The sequence below is a fragment of the Xanthomonas campestris pv. phormiicola genome (assembly GCA_025666215.1).
Lineage (GTDB): Bacteria > Pseudomonadota > Gammaproteobacteria > Xanthomonadales > Xanthomonadaceae > Xanthomonas_A > Xanthomonas_A campestris_A.
The window spans coordinates 1499296-1518297 of the sequence record CP102593.1 but is presented as its reverse complement, the minus strand read 5'-3'; the positions used below and the strand labels follow the sequence as shown (position 1 = coordinate 1518297).

The window sequence follows — 19002 nt, the reverse complement described above, 5'->3', positions numbered from 1 at the left end:
GCGCAAAGGCTGCGCGCAGTGCGGGATCACGCTTGCGGGTCATGCCACGCAAGCGCGGCGGCAGTCAGTGCGTCGCAACCGCGTCCAACACGCCGATGGTTCCCAGCCACGTCTCCACCAGCCTTGGCCATTGCGCGATCGGCAACGTGCTCGGCCGCAACCCGAACGCATGCCCACCCTGCGCGTAAAGATGCATTTCCGTCGGCACGCCGGCCTGCTTCAGCGCGACGTAATAGGCCAACGATTGCGCGACGCCATCCACCTCGTCGTCCTCGGCCTGCAGCAGGAAGGTCGGCGGCGTGTCGGCGCTCACGGTGATATCCGCACGTAGCTCCAGGTGAGTCGGATCGCGCTTTGCACGATCCTCATCCTCGTGCGCCCACAGGTGGCCCGGATAGACGGCGATGGCGAAGTCCGGGCGGCAACTCTGCGCATCCGCGGCATCCACCGCCGGATACGTGCGCGTTGCGAAATGCGTGCTGGCCGCGGCGACCAGGTGCCCGCCCGCGGAAAACCCGATCACGCCGATCTTGTGCGGATCGATCCCCCACTCCGCCGCATGCAGGCGCACCAGTCCGAGCGTGCGCTGCGCGTCCTGCAGCGCGGTCTGTACCTTCGGATAGTAGCGGCCGCCGTTGACCCAGGTCGGCCCCGAGTTCGGGACGCGATACTTCAGCAACACGCAGGTGATACCCCGTGACGTCAGCCAATCGCAGATCTCCGTGCCTTCCAGATCCATGGCCAGGACCTGATAGCCACCGCCCGGAAACACCACCACCGCCGCACCGCTGTTGCGGCCGGTGGGCGCGTACACCGTCATCGTCGGCCGGCTGACATCGTTGGCCCTGGGCCACCACGGGCGCCCCGGGCCGGGACCGACCGATTCCGGTTTCGGATGAGGCAACGCATCGGGCACCTTGCCTGGCCAGATCGGCACCTGAACATGGCCCGGCGCCGGTTGCCAGATCTCGGCCTGCGCCGGTGTGTGAGCGACCACAAGTGCGGCGGCGGCGACTACAAAAAGAAGCGGATTACGCATTGGTAGTGGTCCAGTGGATGGCGAGGATGGGGATAGGAGTGGATGCGATGCGTGGAAAAAACGCGATGCGTTCGACTGCAGGCCTGGCAGCGCATGCGCCTGGATGTCGTGATCTGCAATGCGGGCGCGGCTGCCGCGCCCAGTTGGGGATGCGCGATGCCGCCAGCCAGCGGCGGCATCCGCTGGGCCACGACAGTTGCCGAGCGGCAATGGCTACGCCGCAAACGTGTGCGGCTTGGTAGCACCGCAACGCTCAATCCGCGAGCGTCTCCCGCACCGCGACCGCCACCGCCTTCAGCGCCGCGTCGCGTGCGGCGTCATCGACCTTGGCGCCGTTGAGATAGGCGGTCAGCAACAACGGCGTGCGCCGGCCCGGCGGCCACACGATGGCGATGTCGTTGCGGGTGTCGGTGCCGTTGCTGCCGGTCTTGTCGCCGATCTTCCAGCCAGGCGGCAGGCCGGCGCGCAGGCAGGCGTCGCCGGTGCGGTTGTCGAGCATCCACGCGGCCAGCCGCTCGCGCGAAGCCGGCTGCAACGCATCGCCGAGCAGCAGCGCGCGCAGCGTCGCGGCCATCGCCGCCGGCGTGGTGGTATCGCGCGGGTCGCCCGCGGCGAACCGGTTCATCTCCGGCTCGTGGCGGTCGCTGCGGGTCTGCGCATCGCCGAGCCCGCGCAGGAAGCGGGTCAACCCGGGCGGGTCGCCGACCAGCGGGAACAGCAGGTTGGCCGCCGGGTTGTCGCTGAAGATCATCGTCGCCCGGCACAGCTCGGCCAAGCTGAGCGCGCCGCCGACATGGCGCTCGGTGACCGGCGCGTGCGCCAGCATGTCCGCGGCGCGGATCTGCACCGGTTGCTGCAAGCTCAGTTCGCCGCGGTCGACCCGCTGCAGCACCGCCGCCGCCAATACAAATTTGAAGGTGCTGCACATCGGGAAGCGCTCGTCCTGGCGTTGCCCGCCAAGCGCTGCGCCGCTGCCGTCGAGCAGCGCCACCCCGAGTCGCCCGCCCGTGTGCCGCTCGATCCCGGCCAGCCGCTGCGCCAGCGTCTGCGCCTTGTTTTGCGGCACTTTCGCATCCACCGCCGCGACCGCCAGCGCGGCCGCCGCCAGCCCCATGCCCTGCAGGAATCGTCGTCTGTCCAGCATCGTCCACCTCCATCGGAAGACCCGATCATGCGCAGCTTGACCGCGGCCCACCAGCGAGGTTATTCAATCGCGATCATGAAAATATCTAATGCCTCACGATGATCCGCCCGCAGCTGCCGTTGAACGCCCTGCGCGCCTTCGAGGCCGCCGCCCGGCACCAGAACCTGACCCGCGCCGCCGCCGAACTGTGCGTGACCCAGGCCGCGCTCAGCCACCAGATCAAGCAACTGGAAGCGCGCCTGGGCGTGGTCCTGTTCCAGCGATTGCCGCGCGGCGTGGCGCTGACCGACGAGGGCCAGCGCCTGCATCCGGTGCTGACCGAGGCCTTCGACCGCATCGCCGCCACCTTGCAGCGCTTCGCCGGCGGCCGCTACCGCGAGACGCTGAGCATCGGCGTGGTCGGCACCTTCGCGGTCGGCTGGCTGCTGCCGCGGCTGGATGCCTTCCACGCCGCGCATGCGGACATCGAACTGCGCGTGCACACCCACAACAACCGGGTCGATCTGGCCGGCGAAGGCCTGGACCTGGCGATCCGTTTCGGCGACGGCGACTGGCAAGGCCAGTGCGCCACGCCGATCCTGGACGCGCCGTTCGCACCGGTGTGCGCGCCGGCGTTGGCACGGTCGCTGCGCGTGCCGGCCGACCTGGGCGGCGTGCCGCTGCTGCGGTCCTATCGGCTGGACGAATGGGCGCGCTGGCTGCAGGCGGCCGGCGCGCCGGAAGTGGTCGCCAGCGGGCCGATCTGCGATTCGTCGCTGACCCTGGCCAGCGCCGCGGCGGCGGGCGCCGGCGTGGCCTTGCTGCCGCTGCGCCTGTTCGCGCAGGACCTGGACGCCGGGCGCCTGCTCTCGCCGTTCCCGACCCGCATCGACGCCGGACGCTACTGGCTCACCCGGCTGCGCTCGCGCGCGGAAAACGACGCCGGACGCCGCCTGCGCGAATGGTTGCTGGCCGAGCAGCAGCACGCGGCGAACTGAGCGCAGCGCGCGCGGACGGTTCGGCCGCGTCCCGCGATGCGGATACGCCCTATGGCCCACACGATCGATGTCGCACGCGCCGCCGGCTCATCGGCAGGCATCGCCCTTGGCGAATTCCATGCCGACCAGGCCGCGAATGAAATAGGCGAACCTGGGATCCCAGATCGCGTTGTGCTCCTGGATCAGCGCCTTGTCCACGCGCACGTTCAACAGCGGCACCCAGGGCTGCGGCGCTTGCGTCGCGCTGGACGCCAATTCGATCCCGCCCAGTGCGAATGCGCCGGTGCCGGCCCTGAAGCCGCTCCAGGTGCGTGCCGCCGCAGTGAACGCCGCCGGGGTCAGCGCGGTCTCCACCGTCGCTCCAGGCAGCACGCGCAGCCGATAGCGCGAAAATGGCGGATACAGGCCGTACGGCGTGGTGATCAATTCGGCCTCGTCCGCGCTCGCCGCCGCCAGCCGCTGCGGATAGAACAAACGCATGCCGCGCGGAAATTCCCTGGACAGCGCGGTGTCGGCGTCGGAGGTGAAGCTGGCCATCGCCAGCGGCTCGCACGCCCGGAATGCGGTCTGCGCCACGGCCTGGTGCAGCGCGACGAACTGTTCGGCCTCGATCGCCGGATTGAGCAGGATCACCAGATCCCCATACGCCTTCTGCCGAGGCGCCTGCGGATCGCCGACGGCGGCGACGATGCGGTCCTTGACCGCGGTGAACAACACGCCGCCGCCGAAGCTGTGTCCGATCAGCACCAGGCGGCTCTCCGGCGCGGCGCGGCGCAACTCGGCCAGGCGCGCCAGCACGCCGCGCACGCCCTCCACGCCGGTGGTCAACCCCAACTCCTTCTTGTCCCGGTACGAGAGCAGTTCGAGCAGGCTGTTGTCCGAGGCCTTGGCCTGCCAGCCCAGGTAGACGCCGACCACCGCACGCCGCTTGCCCACCGCCAGCACCTGTTCCTGCGCCTGCAGCTGGCGCAGGAAGGCCTTGAAGGCGATGACGTTGCCATCGTTCTGCGCCGCGTTGTGGTTCCAGCCATGGATGAACACGACCAGCAGCAGGCGCTGCGGCGGCTGCGCGGCGGTCGCGGCGATCTTGCCGATGACGTCGTCGATCGACGCTGGATCGTAGGGCGCGCCGTTCTGGTCGAACTCGACGAAGGCCAGTGCCGGTGCCGGCGCGGCGCCATCGCCGTCCAGCACGATGAACTCCGCTGCCTTGCACCCGCTGGACAGGGACGAGGCCTCGCGGCAGATCGCCCGCTGCGTCCGCTGCTGGCCGTAGCTGGCGCAGCCGGACAGAAATGCCAACAGCAGCGCTGTTGCCACGACTCGGTTCATGCCGCTCTCCTTGAGGTCGTCTCCATGGCCAGCGGCCGCCCGCGCGCCGCATCCACCGCGCGCGGCGCGGACATCTGTCGCCGCGTCCACACCACAAGCTCCAACGCATACCGGGCCCGGTTCCGGCCAGCGCCGCCGCACCTGGCCAGCCATCGTGCCGGCAATGGCGACCGGGACGCACGCGGCGCAGGCGCAAGGCACGTGAAGAATTGGTGCACTGCCACTTGGCGGCCGTCCAGGCGCCGAACTATGATCGTGGTCGCAGTCGTAATGTGCGCCAGGGGAAGGCGATCACGTTCCTGGGGGAACACGCAATGAACCGTTTCGTCATGGCCGCCCGTCCGGCCTTGGTTTCGCGCGACATCGTCCTGGCCGCCGCGCTGGCCTGCCTGTGCGTATTGCATCTGGCCTATTTCCTGCGCAGCGGCGCGAGCGAATGGCACTGGGCGCTCAGCGCGGCCGGGCTGGCCCTGATGGGGATCAAGGCCGGCTTGCGGCCGACGCCGACGGCACGCCCGTCGCTGCGCGGCCTGCGCTCGCGCACGCCGCTGGACTGGGCCGCCATCGCCGGCGGCCTGCTGGTCGTGGCCAGCGCCGCCGCCTGAGCAGCCCGGAGCACGCCGGCACCGCGCCGGCAAGCGCGAAGCGGGCAATGGCCCGACTATCCGCGCTGACACTACCGTAGGCGGACGCCATGTGCCTGCCGCGATCCTTCATCGTCATTCGCGCATGCCCCAGGCACCTGGCTATCGGCGCTACACGGCGCGCGCGGCGTCGCTTCCCACCCGCGCTGCCAGCCGCCGGAACGCCTCGCGTTGGGCGGCATCGGCGAACCAGGAGGTGGGCACCATGTCGAACAACATGTCGTTGTGGTACAGCAGCAGCACCTGCGGACTTTCGCGATAGCGGATGAAATCGGTCCAGGGACGCCGCGCCTGCCCGCCCGACCAACGCACCTCCAGGCCGGTCTCGTCCCAGGCATAGGTGATGGCATGCCGCAGCGCCGCCTGTTGCGCATGCAGGCGCCGCAGCTTGCGCGGCAGTTTCCACCCGTACAGCAGGGCCAGGCCGATCAGGCCGCCGCCACCGATGCCGCCCAGCATGCCGCCGACGACGCAGACGGCATCGCTGGTGCCGACTATCACGAGCGGCACTCCAGCAAGCAGCAGCGTCGCGGTCAGCACCAGCGCGCGCCGCAGCGGGCGCCGTTGGTGCAGACGTTGCGCGGCAAGATAATCGTCCACGCTGATGATGCCGCTGATCATGCTCGGCCGGTCCCGTTGGCTGCTGTCGTCGGCACAAGCTTATTGGCGCGCGCATGAACCGGCATCCGCACGCGGCACCGGAAAAAACTGCGGCTGCCTGCGCTCGCGATGCGAGCGCAATGCGCTAGGCGCCCTCGATCAACTCCATCCACGCCTGCTCGGCCTGCGCCAGCTGCTGCGCGGTGGCTTCGCGATCGCGGCCCAGCACCGCCATCTTCTCGGCGTCGGCGTAGTGCTTCGGGTCGGCGAGCTGGCCGTCGAGCTCGGCCAGCGCCGCTTCCAGTTCGCCCACGCGCTTCTCGGCGGCGGCCAGCTTGTGCGGGTTCGGCGGCTTCTTCGCCGGCAGCGGCTTGACCGGCGGCGGCGGGGTCGGCGCGACCTCGGCCATCTTCTGCTTGGTGCCCTGCGCGGCCGGACGGCTGCGCAGCCACGCCGCGTATTCGTCCAGGTCGCCGGCGAACGGCTCGACCACGCCGTCGGCCACGCGCCAGAACGTGTCGCAGACCAGGCCGATCAGGTGGCGGTCGTGCGAGACCATCACGATCGCGCCCTCGAAATCGCTCAGCGCCTCGGCCAGCGCCTCGCGCATCTCCAGGTCCAGGTGGTTGGTCGGCTCGTCGAGCAGCAGCACGTTCGGCTGCTGCCAGGCGATCAGCGCCAGCGCCAGGCGCGCGCGCTCGCCGCCGGAGAAGCCGTCCACCACTTCGAACGCGCGGTCGCCGGGGAAATTCCACTTGCCGAGGAAGTCGCGGAACGCCTGGATCGACGCGTCCGGCGAGATCTCGCGGAAATGGTCGATCGGCGATTGCCCTTCGTGCAGCGACTCCACCGTGTGCTGGGCGAAGTAGCCGATGCGCAGGTCCGGATGCGCGCTGCGCTCGCCGCTCAGCAGCGGGATCTCGCCGACCAGGCTCTTGACCAGGGTCGACTTGCCGGCGCCGTTGGGGCCGAGCAGGCCGATCCGGTCGCCCGCCTCCAGGCCGAACCCGGCCTGGCGCAGGATCACCTCGCGGCCGTAGCCGCAGTCGGCGTGGTTGAGCCGGATCAGCGAATGCGGCAGCCGGTTGGGCTGGGCGAACTCGATGCGGAACTCGCGCTCGGCGCGCACCGCCTCGGTGCCGGCCATCTTCGCCAGCCGCTTCATCCGGCTCTGCGCCTGGCTGGCCTTGCTGGCCTGCGCCTTGAAGCGGTCGATGAAGCTCTGCAGGTGGGCGCGCTCGGCCTGTTCCTTGTCGTGCGCGATCTGCTGCTGGCGCAGCTGCTCGGTGCGCTGGCGCTCGAAATCGGTATAGCCGCCGACGTACAGCTTGGCCCCGCCGCCATGCAGATGCAGGGTGTGGGTGGCGACGTTGTCGAGGAATTCGCGGTCGTGGCTGATCAGCAGCAGCGTGCCCGGGTACTTCAGCAGCCACTGCTCCAGCCACAGCACCGCGTCCATGTCCAAATGGTTGGTCGGCTCGTCGAGCAGCAGCAGGTCCGAGGGCATCATCAGCGCCCGCGCCAGGTTCAGCCGCACCCGCCAGCCGCCGGAAAAGTCCTTGACCGGACGCGAATGGGTCGCCGCCGGGAAACCCAGGCCGTGCAGCAGCTTGCCGGCGCGCGCGGTGCCGTCGTAGCCGCCGACCTCTTCCAGGCGCACGTGCGCGGCGGCGACCGCCTCCCAGTCCTCGGCGGCCAGCGCGTCGGCCTCGGCCTGCAGCGCCGCGGCCACCTCGGTGTCGCCGCCGAGCACGAAGTCCAGCGCCGGGTCCGGCAGCGACGGGGTTTCCTGGGCGACGCTGGCGGTGCGCAGCTTGCCGGGCAGTTCCACATCGCCCTTGTCCGCCTCCAGCTCGCCGCGGATCGCCGCGAACAGGCTGGACTTGCCGGTGCCGTTGCGCCCGACCACGCCGACGCGGTAGCCGGCATGCAGGGTCAGATCCACGTTGGACAACAGCAGCCGCTCGCCGCGGCGCATGGCGAAGTTTCTAAGGGAAATCACGGACAGGGGGCACTCGAATATCGAGGCGGCAGTGTATCCGCTTCGTCCCGGATGGCCCACCCCGGATCCGGGGCATGGCCTGGCGCCCGCGCCCAGCGACCGGGCCATCGATCGGGCCAGCCCGGCGACCGGCAACACGACCCAGTACCGTTTTTGTATACGCGCCTTGGTTAAAAAACCATTTCAATCGGGAGGATTTCTCGCTGCACCGCAGCACGCCGCATGCCCCCGGGCACTCAGACCCACGCCATCCCCCAGCCACTGGAGTCTCCGTACGATGAAGCACCCCCCGCTCCCCCTGGCCAGCGCCATCCTGCTCGCCCTCGCCTCCGGCACCAGCTTCGCCCAGCAAGACCAGGCCCCCAAGACCCTGGACAACATCATCGTCACCGGCACCCGCATCGCCGACCGCACGGTGGCCGAGTCGCAATCGCCGATCGACATCATCGGCCCCGAATCGCTGCAGGCGACCGGCGCCAGCGACCTGGGCAGCGCCCTGGGCAAGCTGCTGCCGTCGCTGAACTTCCCGCGCCCGGCCATCAACGACGGCAACGACGCGCTACGCCCGGCGACCCTGCGCGGCCTGTCCCCGGACGCGGTGCTGGTGCTGGTGGACGGCAAGCGCTACCACACCACCTCGCTGGTCAATTACAACCCCTCGGTCGGCCGCGGCTCGGCGCCGGCGGACCTGAACTCGATCCCGATGTCGGCGATCGCGCGCATCGAAGTGCTGCGCGACGGCGCCTCCGCGCAGTACGGCTCCGATGCGATCGCCGGGGTGATCAACATCGTGCTCAAGCACGGCGCCAAACCCGGCAGCAACAGCGTCTCGGTCAACGGCGGCATCATGGACAAGGGCGACGGCGCGCAGAACGGCGTGGACGGCTCCTACGGGCTGGCCTTCGGCGGCGCGAACGACGGCGAAGCGCCCGGCTGGGTGCGGCTGTCCTGGAACTACCAGAACGCGATGAACACCAACCGCGCCGAGAACACCGACAAGGCCACCACGCTGGCCGGCGCGGACAACCCCGGCGGCATTCCGTACCAGCGCTACGGCGATCCCGCGGTCAAGACCTACCAGGGCCTGCTCAGCTTCGGCTATGCGCTGACCCCGCGCATCGACCTGTACGGCTACGCCAACTTCAGCCGCCGCGAAGTGGTATCCAACGGCTACTACCGCGCCTGGGACAACAGCGACCGCAACGTGCAGGCGATCTATCCCAATGGCTTCCTGCCGCAGATCTACAACCCGTCCAACGACCGCGCCGCGGTGCTCGGCCTCAAGGGCAGCACCGACAGCGACTGGACCTGGGACGTCTCGGCCGACTACGGCGAGAACGACGTGACCTTCAACCTGCTCAACACCATCAACACCAATCTGTACTGGACCACCGGCGCCTCGCCCACCCGCTTCAATGCCGGTGGCTTCCGCAACCGGCAGGGCGTGCTCAACGCGGACGCCAGCAAATCCTTCGACTGGGGCCTGGCCTACCCGGTCAACCTCGCCTTCGGCGCCGAATACCGGCAGGACAAGTACGCGGTCAACGCCGGCTCGCCGGACTCGTACTTCTTCGACCCGACCACGATCAACCCGGACACCGGCAGCGCCTATCCGGGCGGCTCGCAGGTGTTCCCGGGCCTGTCGCCGGCGGTGGCCGGCAACTTCGAGCGGCACAGCAAGGCCGTGTATGCCGACCTGGAGGCGGACCTGACCGAAAGACTCTCCGGCGGCCTGGCCGCGCGCTACGAGGACTACAGCGACGCCGGCTCCACCCGCTCCGGCAAGCTGTCGGCGCGCTACCAGTTCAACGATGGCTTCGCCCTGCGCGGCACCGTCTCCAACGGTTTCCGCGCGCCGTCGCTGGCGCAGCAGAACTACGCCTCGGTGGTGACCCTGCTGCAGAACGGGCAACTGACCCAGATCGGCACCTACCGCACCTCCGACCCGGTGGCCATCGCGCTCGGCGCCAAACCGCTGACCCCGGAGAAATCCAGCAACTACAGCGTCGGCGCGGTGTGGCAGGCCGGCACCGACTTCAGCTCCACCCTGGACCTGTACCAGATCCGCATCTGGGACCAGATCCTGTATTCGGACCAGCTCTCGCTGGACGAGCCGATCGGGCAGGTCACCGCGGTGCAGTTCTTCGTCAACGGCGCGACCACCCGCACCCGCGGCGTCGACTGGGTGAACAACTACCTGCTCGATCTGGAGCAGGCCGGCAAGCTCAACCTGAGCTTCAGCGCCAACTACAACAAGACCGAGATCCTGGAAGTCTCCGATCCCAACTTCCGGCGTGCCAGCCAGGGCCTGCTGACCGACGCCACCCCGCGCACCAAGTACGTGCTCAGCGCCGACTGGACCCGCGCCGGCTGGAGCGTACGCGGCGACGCCACCCGCTATGGCGCGGTCACCCGCCGCGGCGACAACGCCGACGGCAGCCAGGACCAGACCTTCGCCGCACGCTGGCTGTTGAACCTGTCCACCAGCTACACCTGGCGCGACCTCACCTTCAGCGTGGGCGCGGACAACCTCACCAACCAGTACCCGACCCGGTCGGCACCGAACAACATCTACGAGGACCGCCCCAGCGGCCTGCAGTACTCGTCGCTGTCTCCGTTCGGCTTCAACGGCCGCTACTGGTTCGGCCGGGTGAGCTACCGCTTCTAGGCCAGCCGCACGCTCGGCCCCGGCACGGGCCGCTCCGCCTCAGGGCGCGGGCGGCCTGTGCCATTGGGACCGGCCGCCATTCCGCTTAGAACCGAAAAGCATAAGAACATGCCGAGGCATGCGGCGCTGTCGCGCGATTGTTAAATAATAATAACGATCCCTGGGGCAGGCCCACCCGGCCGCCGTCGCGCAGCGACCGCCCCCTTTGCCGTTCGGCATCCGCTGGAGTTTCCATGAACCGTCCGTTGTCCCTGTTGGCGAGCGCCGTGCTCGCCGCCCTCGCCGCCCCTCCGGTGCTGGCCCAGACCGCCACCGACACCCCGAGCACGCTCGACACCGTCATCGTCACCGGCACCCGGGTCAGCGACCGCACCGTGGCCGAGTCGCAGTCGCCGATCGACATCATCAGCAGCGAAGCGTTGCAGTCCACCGGCACCTCCGAGCTGGCCACCGCGCTGTCGCGGGTGCTGCCCTCGCTGAACTTCCCGCGCCCGGCGCTGACCGACGGCACCAGCGGCATCCGCCCGGCGCAGCTGCGCGGGCTGTCACCGGACCAGGTGCTGGTGCTGGTCAACGGCAAGCGCCGCCACACCTCCGCACAGATCAACGTCAACGGCAGCATCGGCCGCGGCGCCTCGGCGGTGGACATCAACGCGATCCCGATCGCGGCGATCGAGCGCGTGGAAGTGCTGCGCGACGGCGCCTCGGCGCAGTACGGCTCCGACGCCATCGCCGGGGTCATCAACATCGTGCTCAAGGGCTCGAGCGAAGGCGGCAGCCTGAGCGTCGACCACGGCCAGTATTCGGCCGGCGACGGCGCCAAGTCGCAGCTCTCCGGCGATACCGGGATCGGCTTCGGCGACGGCCGTGGCAGCCTGCATGTGGCCGGGCAGATCAGCCAGCAGGACGAAACCAACCGCGCCGGCCCCTACCGGGGCAGCGCGCCGAACACCGGCAACTATCCGGGCATCGGCGAGACCACCTTCGTCTACGGCGACCCGCAGGTCGATGCGACCGCGGTCTCGGCCAACGGCGAGTTCCGTTTCAGCGACCGCGTCACCGGCTACGCCACCGCCATCGCCAGCAACCGCGACATCACCTCGTTCGCGTTCTACCGCTCGCGCAACCACAACGGGCAGAGCGCGCTGCTGGCGCAGACCTATCCCGACGGCTACGTGCCGGAGATCGAGCAGTACTCCAAGGACCGCTCGCTGGTGGCCGGGCTCAAGGGCAGCACCGACGGCGGCTTCGGCTGGGACGTGAGCTACAACTACGGCTACAACAAGATCGACTTCAACACCCGCAACAGCATCAACTACAGCCTCGGCATCGACAGCCCCAGCAGCTTCTACGACGGCGCGCTGGAGTACACCCAGAACATCGTCAACGCCGACTTCACCCAGCCGCTGGAATGGGGCCTGGCCTATCCGGTGACGCTGTCCTTCGGCGCCGAGTACCGCCAGGAGAAGTGGAACCAGTCGCCGGGCGAACTGGCCTCCTACACCGGTACCACCGGCGGCGCGCAGGGCTTCGCCGGCTTCTCGCCGGCCAACGCGGTGCATTCGGACCGCCACAACTACGCGGTCTACGCCGGGCTGGAAGCCGACTTCACCGACAAGTTCTCTGCCGGCCTCACCGGCCGCTACGAGGACTACTCGGACTTCGGCAGCAAGAGCTCGGGCAAGCTGTCGGCGCGCTACGCGTTCACCGACCAGGTGGCGCTGCGCGGCACCGTGGCCAGCGGCTTCCGCGCCCCGTCGCTGGCGCAGCAGCAATACCAGGCGGTGACCAGCAGCTACATCAACGGCAGCTTCTTCGAATCGGGCACCTTCCCGGTGGACAGCGCCGTGGCCCAGGCGCTGGGCGCCGCGCCGCTGAAGGCGGAGACCTCGCTGTCCTACAGCCTGGGCCTGGTGCTGCAGCCAGTCGAACGCCTGTACGTGACCCTGGACGCCTACCAGATCAAGATCGACGACCGCATCCTGCTGTCCTCCAACCTCAACGACGCCGCCGTGCTCGCGCAGTTGCAGAGCCTGGGCTATTCCAACGTCACCAGCGTGCGCTACTTCAGCAACGCGGCCGACACCCGCACCCGCGGCGTGGACCTGGTCGGCACCTACACGATCCCGTTCGCGGCCAGCTCGCTCGACCTCACCGCCAGCTACGGCTACAGCAAGACCGAGATCACCCATGCGGTGCAGCAGCCGCAGGCGCTGGCGGACATCGGCTCGACCCAGACCACGCTGGGCCGCGACGAGATCGGGCGCCTGGAGGACAGCTTCCCGAAGGACAAGATCATCCTCAGCGGCACCTGGAAGCTGCAGCACTGGGACTTCAACCTCGCCGCCACCCGCTACGGCGATTTCACCGTGCGCAACTCGGCCAGCGCCGCCCGCGACCAGACCTACGACGCCAGCTGGGTGGTGGACGCCTCGGCCAGCTTCAAGCCCAGCGACAACTGGACGCTGACCCTGGGCGCGGACAACCTGCTGGACCAGTATCCGGACAAGACCACCAACCTGGTCAACTCCACCTACGGCATGCTGCCGTACAGCAACTACTCGCCGTACGGATTCAACGGCGCCTATGTGTATGGGCGGATCAACTACCGCTGGTGATCGCGGCGTGAGACACGGCCCTCTTCCGTTCGCGGGAGAGGGTTTCGCGGCCAATCCCGCCGATGCGCCCGGTTTCCGCCGGCTGCATGGCCCGATTCACCCGCATGAGCTCTGGTTGCATTCGCTGCGGCGGTGGGGTCACACGCCTCGCTGGGGCAAGAACGTCTCGCTCCTTGTTGCCGCGCACACGCAACAACGGCAACACGGATTCGGGCAATGCGTGCATGCTCACCCCATGACCGGCACGCCCCTGCCACCGGGACCTTCCTGCTGCCGCTGCTGCACCTCCAGCGCCAGCTGCTGCTCGCGCTGTTGATTGAGCGCCTGCGCCTGCTGCAGCGTGTCCTGCATCGGCGCGGGCGGCTGCGACATGTCCGTGGCCGCGCGGAAGCCCGGCGTCGGCCCGGACACCCATAGCTTCTCGCCCGCCATCTGCACGCGGTCGATCTTGCCTGCATCGTCGATCCCCGCCTGCTTGGCCGCGAGCATCGCCTGCGCCACATGCGCATCACTCAGATGCGCCGGCACATCCTGGCGGATGCGCGCGAACATCGCCTGGTCGGACGCCGACAGCGCGGCGATGCCCTGCGCCTGCTCGGCCGTGCGCTCGGCCGGCCGCGCCTGGCTGACCAGGTGCGGCGAACGCAACTGCGCCCATTGGCTGGCGTAACCCTGCATTTCCACCGACTGCGCCTGGCGCGGATCGACCTGCACCGTTTTCGGCGTATCGAAGGCACTGAAGCGCTGCAGTCCTTGCGCCTGCCCATCCGGCCCCATCGCCACGTTGCTGATGCGCAGTCCCTCGCGCTCGCCCTGCACCAGCAGCGCGGCCGCCACCTTCTCGCTGTGCGGACCGGAGGCGATGCCACGACCGGCCTCCATGCAGTGCACTTCGCGCAAGGTCTTCATGAACTCGGCGTGGCCGGGATGCGCCGGGTCGCGGAAGTCCGTCGCCGGTTGCGCTGGAGCCGGCATCGGCGCATGGCCCGCGTCGTCGTGGCGCGCGCGCTGGGCATTGGATGGATGCCGCAAATCGCCAGAACCGGGCGGCGTGGCCGGAGCCTGCGCGTGGGGGTGTGCCACGGCAGGCGCGTGCGGTTGCACGGGCGCATGCGCCGGCGCGTCGTGCTGGAACCACTGCCCCGGATGGGTGAGCGTGTCGTAGGCCTGGCCAGCGCTGTGTCCGGCGGCGTCGATGCCGCGCGACACGGCCTGTTTGGTCGCATCGTAGGTCTGCGTGGCGGCACGTTCGGCCCGATCGACACCCTGCGAGACCGCGTGCCTGGTGGCGTCGTACGTCTGCGTGGCGGCACGTTCGGCGCTATCGACACCTTCCAAGACCGCGTGCCTGGCCGCGCCATAGGTGTGCATGGCGGCGTTTTCGGCGTGCTCGATTCGCTGGGAGACGGCGTGCCTGGCGTCCTGGTACTTCTGCTCGGCGGCTTGCGCGCCAACTCGGGCGGCGTCATAGGTGTCGACGATGTGATTGACGGTGTTGGCCGCGCCAGCCTGGAAGCCGGGGTGGTGGATCCGCCGCACCACGGCCTCGGCGGCAGCGTGCGCCTGCTGTTCCACGGCGCCTTTGGCCGATTGCAATCCATCGCCCACCAAGCGGCCTGCGGCATCGGCGGCCTGTGCATGCAGATGCGCCGCTTCGCCGGCCACACCCCCGGCCAGCGGCGCCAGCGGGATGACGGGTGCGCCGTAGGCACCGGCCTCGCGCGCCGCCGACGCCACGCGTTCGTCCAGGTCGTGCGCGGCACGGCCGGTCGCGCGGGCGAAGCCGGCACCGTAGAGCAGGCCGTGTTCGGCGCCCTGCACGGGCGCGTTGCGTTCGATGCCGTCGCGGATGGACGGGTCGGCATTCACCGCCAGGTATTCGTTCACCTGCCGCTGCACGTTCGGCGACAGGTCGCCCTGGCGGCCGTGCCCGTGCATCTGGCGCAAGGACTGGGACAGTTCCGCGCGGGCGCGGGACACGTCGCTGCCGAATTGATCGATGGCCGCCTTGTGCTGTGCGTAGCGCTGCGCGGCTTCCTGGAAGCGCTGGGGTTGCAGCACGTTGTCCGGACTCTTGCTATTGAAATGCTGCTGGCCGCCATGGTCGTCCAGCCGCATCGCGATCAGCGCATTGGGCGGCGGCGCGCCGGCCGGCGCATCCAGATAGCGGCCAGCGCGCAGGCTCTGCACGTCCTCCTGGCTGGCCAGCGACACCACCTCGCCGATATGCGGGCTGGCCGCGCTCACCACGTCGCCGGCCATGCGGTAGTTGGTGAGCTGGCATCCCGGTTGCGGCGGGCCGTCGATCAGGTCCGCCGCCCCGAAGCCGTTGTAGGTGGAGCCGCGCAAACCGTACCTGGCCGCTTCGATTTCCGCCACTGCGCCGCCCAGGGAGTGGCCGGTAACGAATACATGGTCCTTGGAAATACCCTGCGCGGCCGCCTTGGCCATCATCTGCGCGGTGAACGCATCGGCCGCGGCTTTTTGCGTGTTGACAGTGTCGCGCACCATCTTGGCATCGACGGCGATGTCCTGCAGCGTGGTGAGCGCGTGGCCGGCCTTTTCGGCCTTGGTTGCGCCGGCGAATAATCCCGGGTCGGTGCCGCGGTAGGCGATGATGATGTCGTTTGTTCTTCCATTGCGGTACGCCGTGGCATGGAATCCAGTGGTCGGATCGTTGGCGTAGCCGAATACTTGGTACTTCTGGCCGTCTAGAAAAACGGTTTTCGGGATTTTGATATCTCCCTGGGAACGATTTTTGTATGAATCATTGGATGCATCGGCGAGCGCTTGATCGATGGACTTCATAGCTTAGCTTCCTTGACAGCGATGGTGACGGGAAAATAAGCATCGGGGCGTTGAAGCACTTCAGGATTGGCAGGATCGAAGTCCGACGCACCATAGGGCACTAAAGACCGGTCCCCGTATGCGCTCCTCTTGAAATAATTCGTCTCAGAACTGTTACGCAAGAGTTCTTCAAGCGAACTGCTCCAAGCGAACCTTACACCTTGCGCTATCGCACTGACGCCCACGCTCGTGACATCCCAATGGCAAACGCCAAGCTTGAAATAATCCTCATCCTGCAAGGCATCTCGGTAGAAATACCCCTTCCACGTGTGGTCATCCACTCGTGTCATCGGAATATTAAGGCCGGTATTGGGCACGTGCTGCTCGCCAATAAACGGGATCATCGGCACGCATTTCGTATTGATGACGTCATATCCGATGTAGGCCCCCTCAAACGTATCCCACGGCCCTGGCGCATGGGAGGTGGCAATGACTTCGTAGCGTTTGACCGGGTGCGGGTTCAGGTGACCGGTTGCACCGTCGTTGCCCACATCGATGCCTTTCGAGCACCCCGCGGCGGCCACGGCCATGGGCATGATGGCGGCAGCGGCCAGGTGGTGCAGTTTCATCGGGTCTTCCTCGGGTGGGTGAGCCGCGGGTGCGGCGATAACGGATGGCGGCGGCAGGTTCGGTTTGCGCTTGGGTTGCACCGGCAATCCGCCCGGTGGCAGTGAGCGCAGCCTGGCGTGAACCTCCGCATTGATGAGGGCCACATCGCGCAGCAGCTGCGCGTCGTGATGCGGATCGCTTGCCGTACGCGTGCGGGGGCGATAGGGGTTGTCGCTGTACTCGTTCTTGTCGCGGCTCATCGCGCGTTACCTATCCTTATTGTTTGACCAATTCTCCAACCTACGCACGCGATATTACGCCAAGGGCCCCGTGCTGCCACTGCTTGAAGTGCCCATGGGGCCGGCGAGGCCATGGCCAGCGGTGGTCACGCACCGCCGGCGGCGCCATGGGGTGACGACGGCGCCATACGCGCCGGCCTCGCGCTGCCGACGCCACGCTTTCGTCCAGGTCGTGCGCTGCAGGGGCGGTCGCGCGGGCGGAGGCGGCGCCGTTCTGCAGATCGTGCTGGCTGGCCGCGCTCACCACGTCGCCGGCCATGCGGTAGTTGGTGAGCTGGCACCCCGGTTGCGGCGGGCCGTCGATCAGGTCCGCCGCTCCGAAGCCGTTGTAGGTGGAGCCGCGCAAGCCGTACCTGGCCGCTTCGATTTCCGCCACTGCGCCGCCCAGGGAGTGGCCGGTAACGAATACATGGTCATTGGAAATACCCTGCGCGGCCGCCTTGGCGATCATCTGCTCGGTGAAGGCGTCGGCCGCAGCTTTTTGCGTGTTGCCGGTGTCGCGCACCATCTGGCATCGACGGCGATGTCCTGCAGTGTAGTGAGCGCATGGCCGGCCTTTTCGGCCTTGGTTTCGCCGGCGAATAATACCGGGTCGGTGCCGCGGTAGGCGATGATGACCTCACCCGTCGCGACATCCTGATATGCAGTTGCATGAAAGCCGGTGGCTAGGTCATTCGCGCAACCGAAGACTTGGTACCTTTTCCCGTCCAAAGACACGTATTTATTATTATCGACGTCACTTTGTGGACGGTTTGCATACGAATCATTGGCTGCATCGGCGAGTGCTTGATCGATGGGTCTCATAGCTTGGCTTCCTTGACAGCGATGGTGACTGGAAAGAAATCATCCGGGTTCTGCTTGTATTCGGGCCTAAGAGGAGAATAGTCGGGCGCCCCATAGGGAGCGAAAGATCGATCTCCATACACGCTCCTCTTGAAATAACTCGTCTCCGGACTGTCGCGCAGGAGTTCGTCCAACACCCCCCCAACCGAACCGCACTCCTTGCGCTATCGCACTGACGCCCACGCTCGTGACATCCCAATGGCAAACGCCAAGCTTGAAATAATCCTCATCCTGCAAGGCAGCCCGGTAGAAATACCCCTTCCACGTGTGGTCGTCCACTCGTGTCATGGGAATATTAAGGCCGGTATTGGGCACGTGCTGCTCGCCAATGAACGGGATCATCGGCACGCATTCCGTATTGATGACGTCATATCCGATGTAGCCCCCCCCTCAAACGTATCCCACGGCCCCGGCGCATGGGAGGTGGCAATGACTTCGTAGCGTTTGACCGGATGCGGGTTCAGGTGACCGGTTGCACCGTCGTTGCCGACATCAATGCCTTTCGAGCACCCCGCGGCGGCCACGGCCATGGACATGATGGCGGCAGCGGCCAGGTGGTGCAGTTTCATCGGGTGTTCCTCGGGCGGGTAAATCGCGGATGCGGCGGCAACAGGCGGGTGCAGCAGGTCGGGCTAGCGCCTGGGCTGCACCGGCAATCCGCCAGGTGGCGATGCGCCCAGCTTGGCGTGAACGTCCGCATTGACGTTGGCCATGGCGCGTGGGAGCTGCGCATCGCAACCGTGCGTGTGCCGGGGCGATCGGGATCGCTGCTGTCAGCATTCGTCTCATCGCTCATCGCGCCCCCCCTCCTTAGTTGTTTAGCCAAGTCTCCAACTTGCGCGCACTCTAGTACGCCACGGGTCCCATGCCGCCACTGCTCTGCTCGCCGCGCCCGTGGTGCCAATGAGGGCATTCCTGGCGACGGCCATGACCAGACGCATGTCCGGCGGCGTCGCTGTCGAAATGGTCGATGGCGGCGTTGTGCTACGCGGCTTCTGGAAGCGTCGGGGTTGCAGTACGTCGTCCAGGCTCTTGCGGTTGAAGCGCTGCCTACCGCCTTGGTCGCACAGTCGCACCGCGATCAGCACACTGGGCGGTAGCGCGCCGGCAGGAGCTTCCAGAGACCGGCCAGCGCGCAGGCTCGGCGCGTCGTCCTGGCCGGCCAGCGACACCATCTCGCCGACGTACAGGCTGGCCGCGCTCACCAAATCGCCGGCCATGCGGTACCTGGTGAGGCGGGATCGCGGTTGCCGCGGGCCGTCGATCAGATAACCCGTTGAAGGTGGAACCGCGCAAGCCGTACCTGGCGGCCTCGATTCCGCCAGTGCGCCGCTCCGTGTGAAATTGAACGCGCGCCAAAGGCCATTTAGGAGGCGCACTCGGCTTTTGTCTACAAGCGCATGAAAAATCTGTATCGCCGCTGCCGCAAGTGTCGCGGCG

15 protein-coding genes are annotated in these 19002 nt (G+C 67.8%); 4 read left to right on the top strand and 11 right to left on the bottom strand.

All coding sequences use genetic code 11. The annotated features are described in order from the left end of the window. Positions 1–64 precede the first annotated feature (64 nt). Entirely contained in the window at positions 65–1039 is a 975-nt protein-coding gene (locus NRY95_06230) for an alpha/beta hydrolase (GenBank protein ID UYC17553.1), read from the bottom strand. Positions 1040–1292: 253 nt separating this feature from the next. After that, positions 1293–2183, bottom strand: coding sequence for a class A beta-lactamase (gene bla, locus NRY95_06225; protein UYC17552.1), 891 nt, complete (start codon positions 2181–2183; stop codon positions 1293–1295). A gap of 98 nt (positions 2184–2281) precedes the next feature. Between bla and ampR the strand changes: the two genes are divergently transcribed. Then, the gene (gene ampR, locus NRY95_06220; GenBank protein ID UYC17551.1) at positions 2282–3160 is read left to right on the top strand and encodes a LysR family transcriptional regulator AmpR; all 879 of its coding nucleotides are present in this window, start codon (positions 2282–2284) and stop codon (positions 3158–3160) included. A gap of 87 nt (positions 3161–3247) precedes the next feature. Here the strand turns inward: ampR and NRY95_06215 are convergent, their stop codons facing one another. Further along, positions 3248–4492 carry an alpha/beta hydrolase gene (locus tag NRY95_06215; protein UYC17550.1) on the bottom strand — a complete coding sequence of 415 codons (1245 nt, stop codon included), beginning with the start codon at positions 4490–4492 and terminating at the stop codon, positions 3248–3250. A gap of 314 nt (positions 4493–4806) precedes the next feature. On the opposite strand from NRY95_06215, the gene NRY95_06210 reads away from it, so the two are divergent. After that, positions 4807–5097, top strand: a complete 291-nt coding sequence (locus NRY95_06210) for a hypothetical protein (GenBank protein ID UYC17549.1) — start codon at positions 4807–4809, stop codon at positions 5095–5097. Between the two features lie 150 nt (positions 5098–5247). Here the strand turns inward: NRY95_06210 and NRY95_06205 are convergent, their stop codons facing one another. After that, positions 5248–5757, bottom strand: a complete 510-nt coding sequence (locus tag NRY95_06205; GenBank protein UYC17548.1) for a YcxB family protein — start codon at positions 5755–5757, stop codon at positions 5248–5250. A 124-nt stretch (positions 5758–5881) separates the two neighbouring features. Further along, positions 5882–7738 carry an ABC-F family ATP-binding cassette domain-containing protein gene (locus NRY95_06200; protein ID UYC17547.1) on the bottom strand — a complete coding sequence of 619 codons (1857 nt, stop codon included), beginning with the start codon at positions 7736–7738 and terminating at the stop codon, positions 5882–5884. Positions 7739–8015: 277 nt separating this feature from the next. Between NRY95_06200 and NRY95_06195 the strand changes: the two genes are divergently transcribed. Further along, on the top strand, positions 8016–10406 hold the full coding sequence (locus tag NRY95_06195) for a TonB-dependent receptor (GenBank protein UYC17546.1): 2391 nt from the start codon (positions 8016–8018) through the stop codon (positions 10404–10406). 233 nt (positions 10407–10639) lie between these two features. Beyond that, entirely contained in the window at positions 10640–13024 is a 2385-nt protein-coding gene (locus tag NRY95_06190; GenBank protein UYC17545.1) for a TonB-dependent receptor, read from the top strand. A gap of 228 nt (positions 13025–13252) precedes the next feature. Here the strand turns inward: NRY95_06190 and NRY95_06185 are convergent, their stop codons facing one another. The 6 genes from NRY95_06185 to NRY95_06160 all read right to left on the bottom strand — a co-directional run bounded on the left by NRY95_06185 (position 13253) and on the right by NRY95_06160 (position 18782). Beyond that, positions 13253–15832 carry a hypothetical protein gene (locus NRY95_06185; protein ID UYC17544.1) on the bottom strand — a complete coding sequence of 860 codons (2580 nt, stop codon included), beginning with the start codon at positions 15830–15832 and terminating at the stop codon, positions 13253–13255. After that, positions 15829–16680 carry a hypothetical protein gene (locus NRY95_06180; protein ID UYC17543.1) on the bottom strand — a complete coding sequence of 284 codons (852 nt, stop codon included), beginning with the start codon at positions 16678–16680 and terminating at the stop codon, positions 15829–15831. Before NRY95_06180 ends, NRY95_06185 begins: the two co-directional genes overlap by 4 nt. Positions 16681–16720: 40 nt before the next feature. Further along, positions 16721–17227, bottom strand: coding sequence for a hypothetical protein (locus NRY95_06175; protein UYC17542.1), 507 nt, complete (start codon positions 17225–17227; stop codon positions 16721–16723). Beyond that, complete coding sequence (locus tag NRY95_06170) at positions 17167–17523, bottom strand: hypothetical protein (protein UYC17541.1); 357 nt, start codon at positions 17521–17523, stop codon at positions 17167–17169. Before NRY95_06170 ends, NRY95_06175 begins: the two co-directional genes overlap by 61 nt. A gap of 377 nt (positions 17524–17900) precedes the next feature. Further along, positions 17901–18131: a hypothetical protein gene (locus NRY95_06165; protein ID UYC17540.1), complete on the bottom strand. Its 231-nt coding sequence runs from the start codon at positions 18129–18131 to the stop codon at positions 17901–17903. Positions 18132–18380: 249 nt separating this feature from the next. Then, positions 18381–18782 (bottom strand): hypothetical protein, encoded by a 402-nt coding sequence (locus NRY95_06160; GenBank protein UYC17539.1) that lies wholly within the window; start codon positions 18780–18782, stop codon positions 18381–18383. Positions 18783–19002 lie beyond the last annotated feature (220 nt).

Coding starts and splice junctions, on each gene's coding strand:
- NRY95_06215 (UYC17550.1), bottom strand. CDS start 4,492: ATGAACCGAGTCGTGGCAACAGCGCTGCTGTTGGCATTTCTGTCCGGC.
- bla (UYC17552.1), bottom strand. CDS start 2,183: ATGCTGGACAGACGACGATTCCTGCAGGGCATGGGGCTGGCGGCGGCC.
- NRY95_06170 (UYC17541.1), bottom strand. CDS start 17,523: ATGAGACCCATCGATCAAGCACTCGCCGATGCAGCCAATGATTCGTAT.
- NRY95_06175 (UYC17542.1), bottom strand. CDS start 17,227: ATGGTGCGCGACACCGGCAACACGCAAAAAGCTGCGGCCGACGCCTTC.
- NRY95_06165 (UYC17540.1), bottom strand. CDS start 18,131: ATGAAACTGCACCACCTGGCCGCTGCCGCCATCATGTCCATGGCCGTG.
- NRY95_06180 (UYC17543.1), bottom strand. CDS start 16,680: ATGAGCCGCGACAAGAACGAGTACAGCGACAACCCCTATCGCCCCCGC.
- NRY95_06230 (UYC17553.1), bottom strand. CDS start 1,039: ATGCGTAATCCGCTTCTTTTTGTAGTCGCCGCCGCCGCACTTGTGGTC.
- NRY95_06210 (UYC17549.1), top strand. CDS start 4,807: ATGAACCGTTTCGTCATGGCCGCCCGTCCGGCCTTGGTTTCGCGCGAC.
- NRY95_06195 (UYC17546.1), top strand. CDS start 8,016: ATGAAGCACCCCCCGCTCCCCCTGGCCAGCGCCATCCTGCTCGCCCTC.
- NRY95_06160 (UYC17539.1), bottom strand. CDS start 18,782: ATGGCCGGCGATTTGGTGAGCGCGGCCAGCCTGTACGTCGGCGAGATG.
- NRY95_06185 (UYC17544.1), bottom strand. CDS start 15,832: ATGAAGTCCATCGATCAAGCGCTCGCCGATGCATCCAATGATTCATAC.
- NRY95_06190 (UYC17545.1), top strand. CDS start 10,640: ATGAACCGTCCGTTGTCCCTGTTGGCGAGCGCCGTGCTCGCCGCCCTC.
- ampR (UYC17551.1), top strand. CDS start 2,282: ATGATCCGCCCGCAGCTGCCGTTGAACGCCCTGCGCGCCTTCGAGGCC.
- NRY95_06205 (UYC17548.1), bottom strand. CDS start 5,757: ATGATCAGCGGCATCATCAGCGTGGACGATTATCTTGCCGCGCAACGT.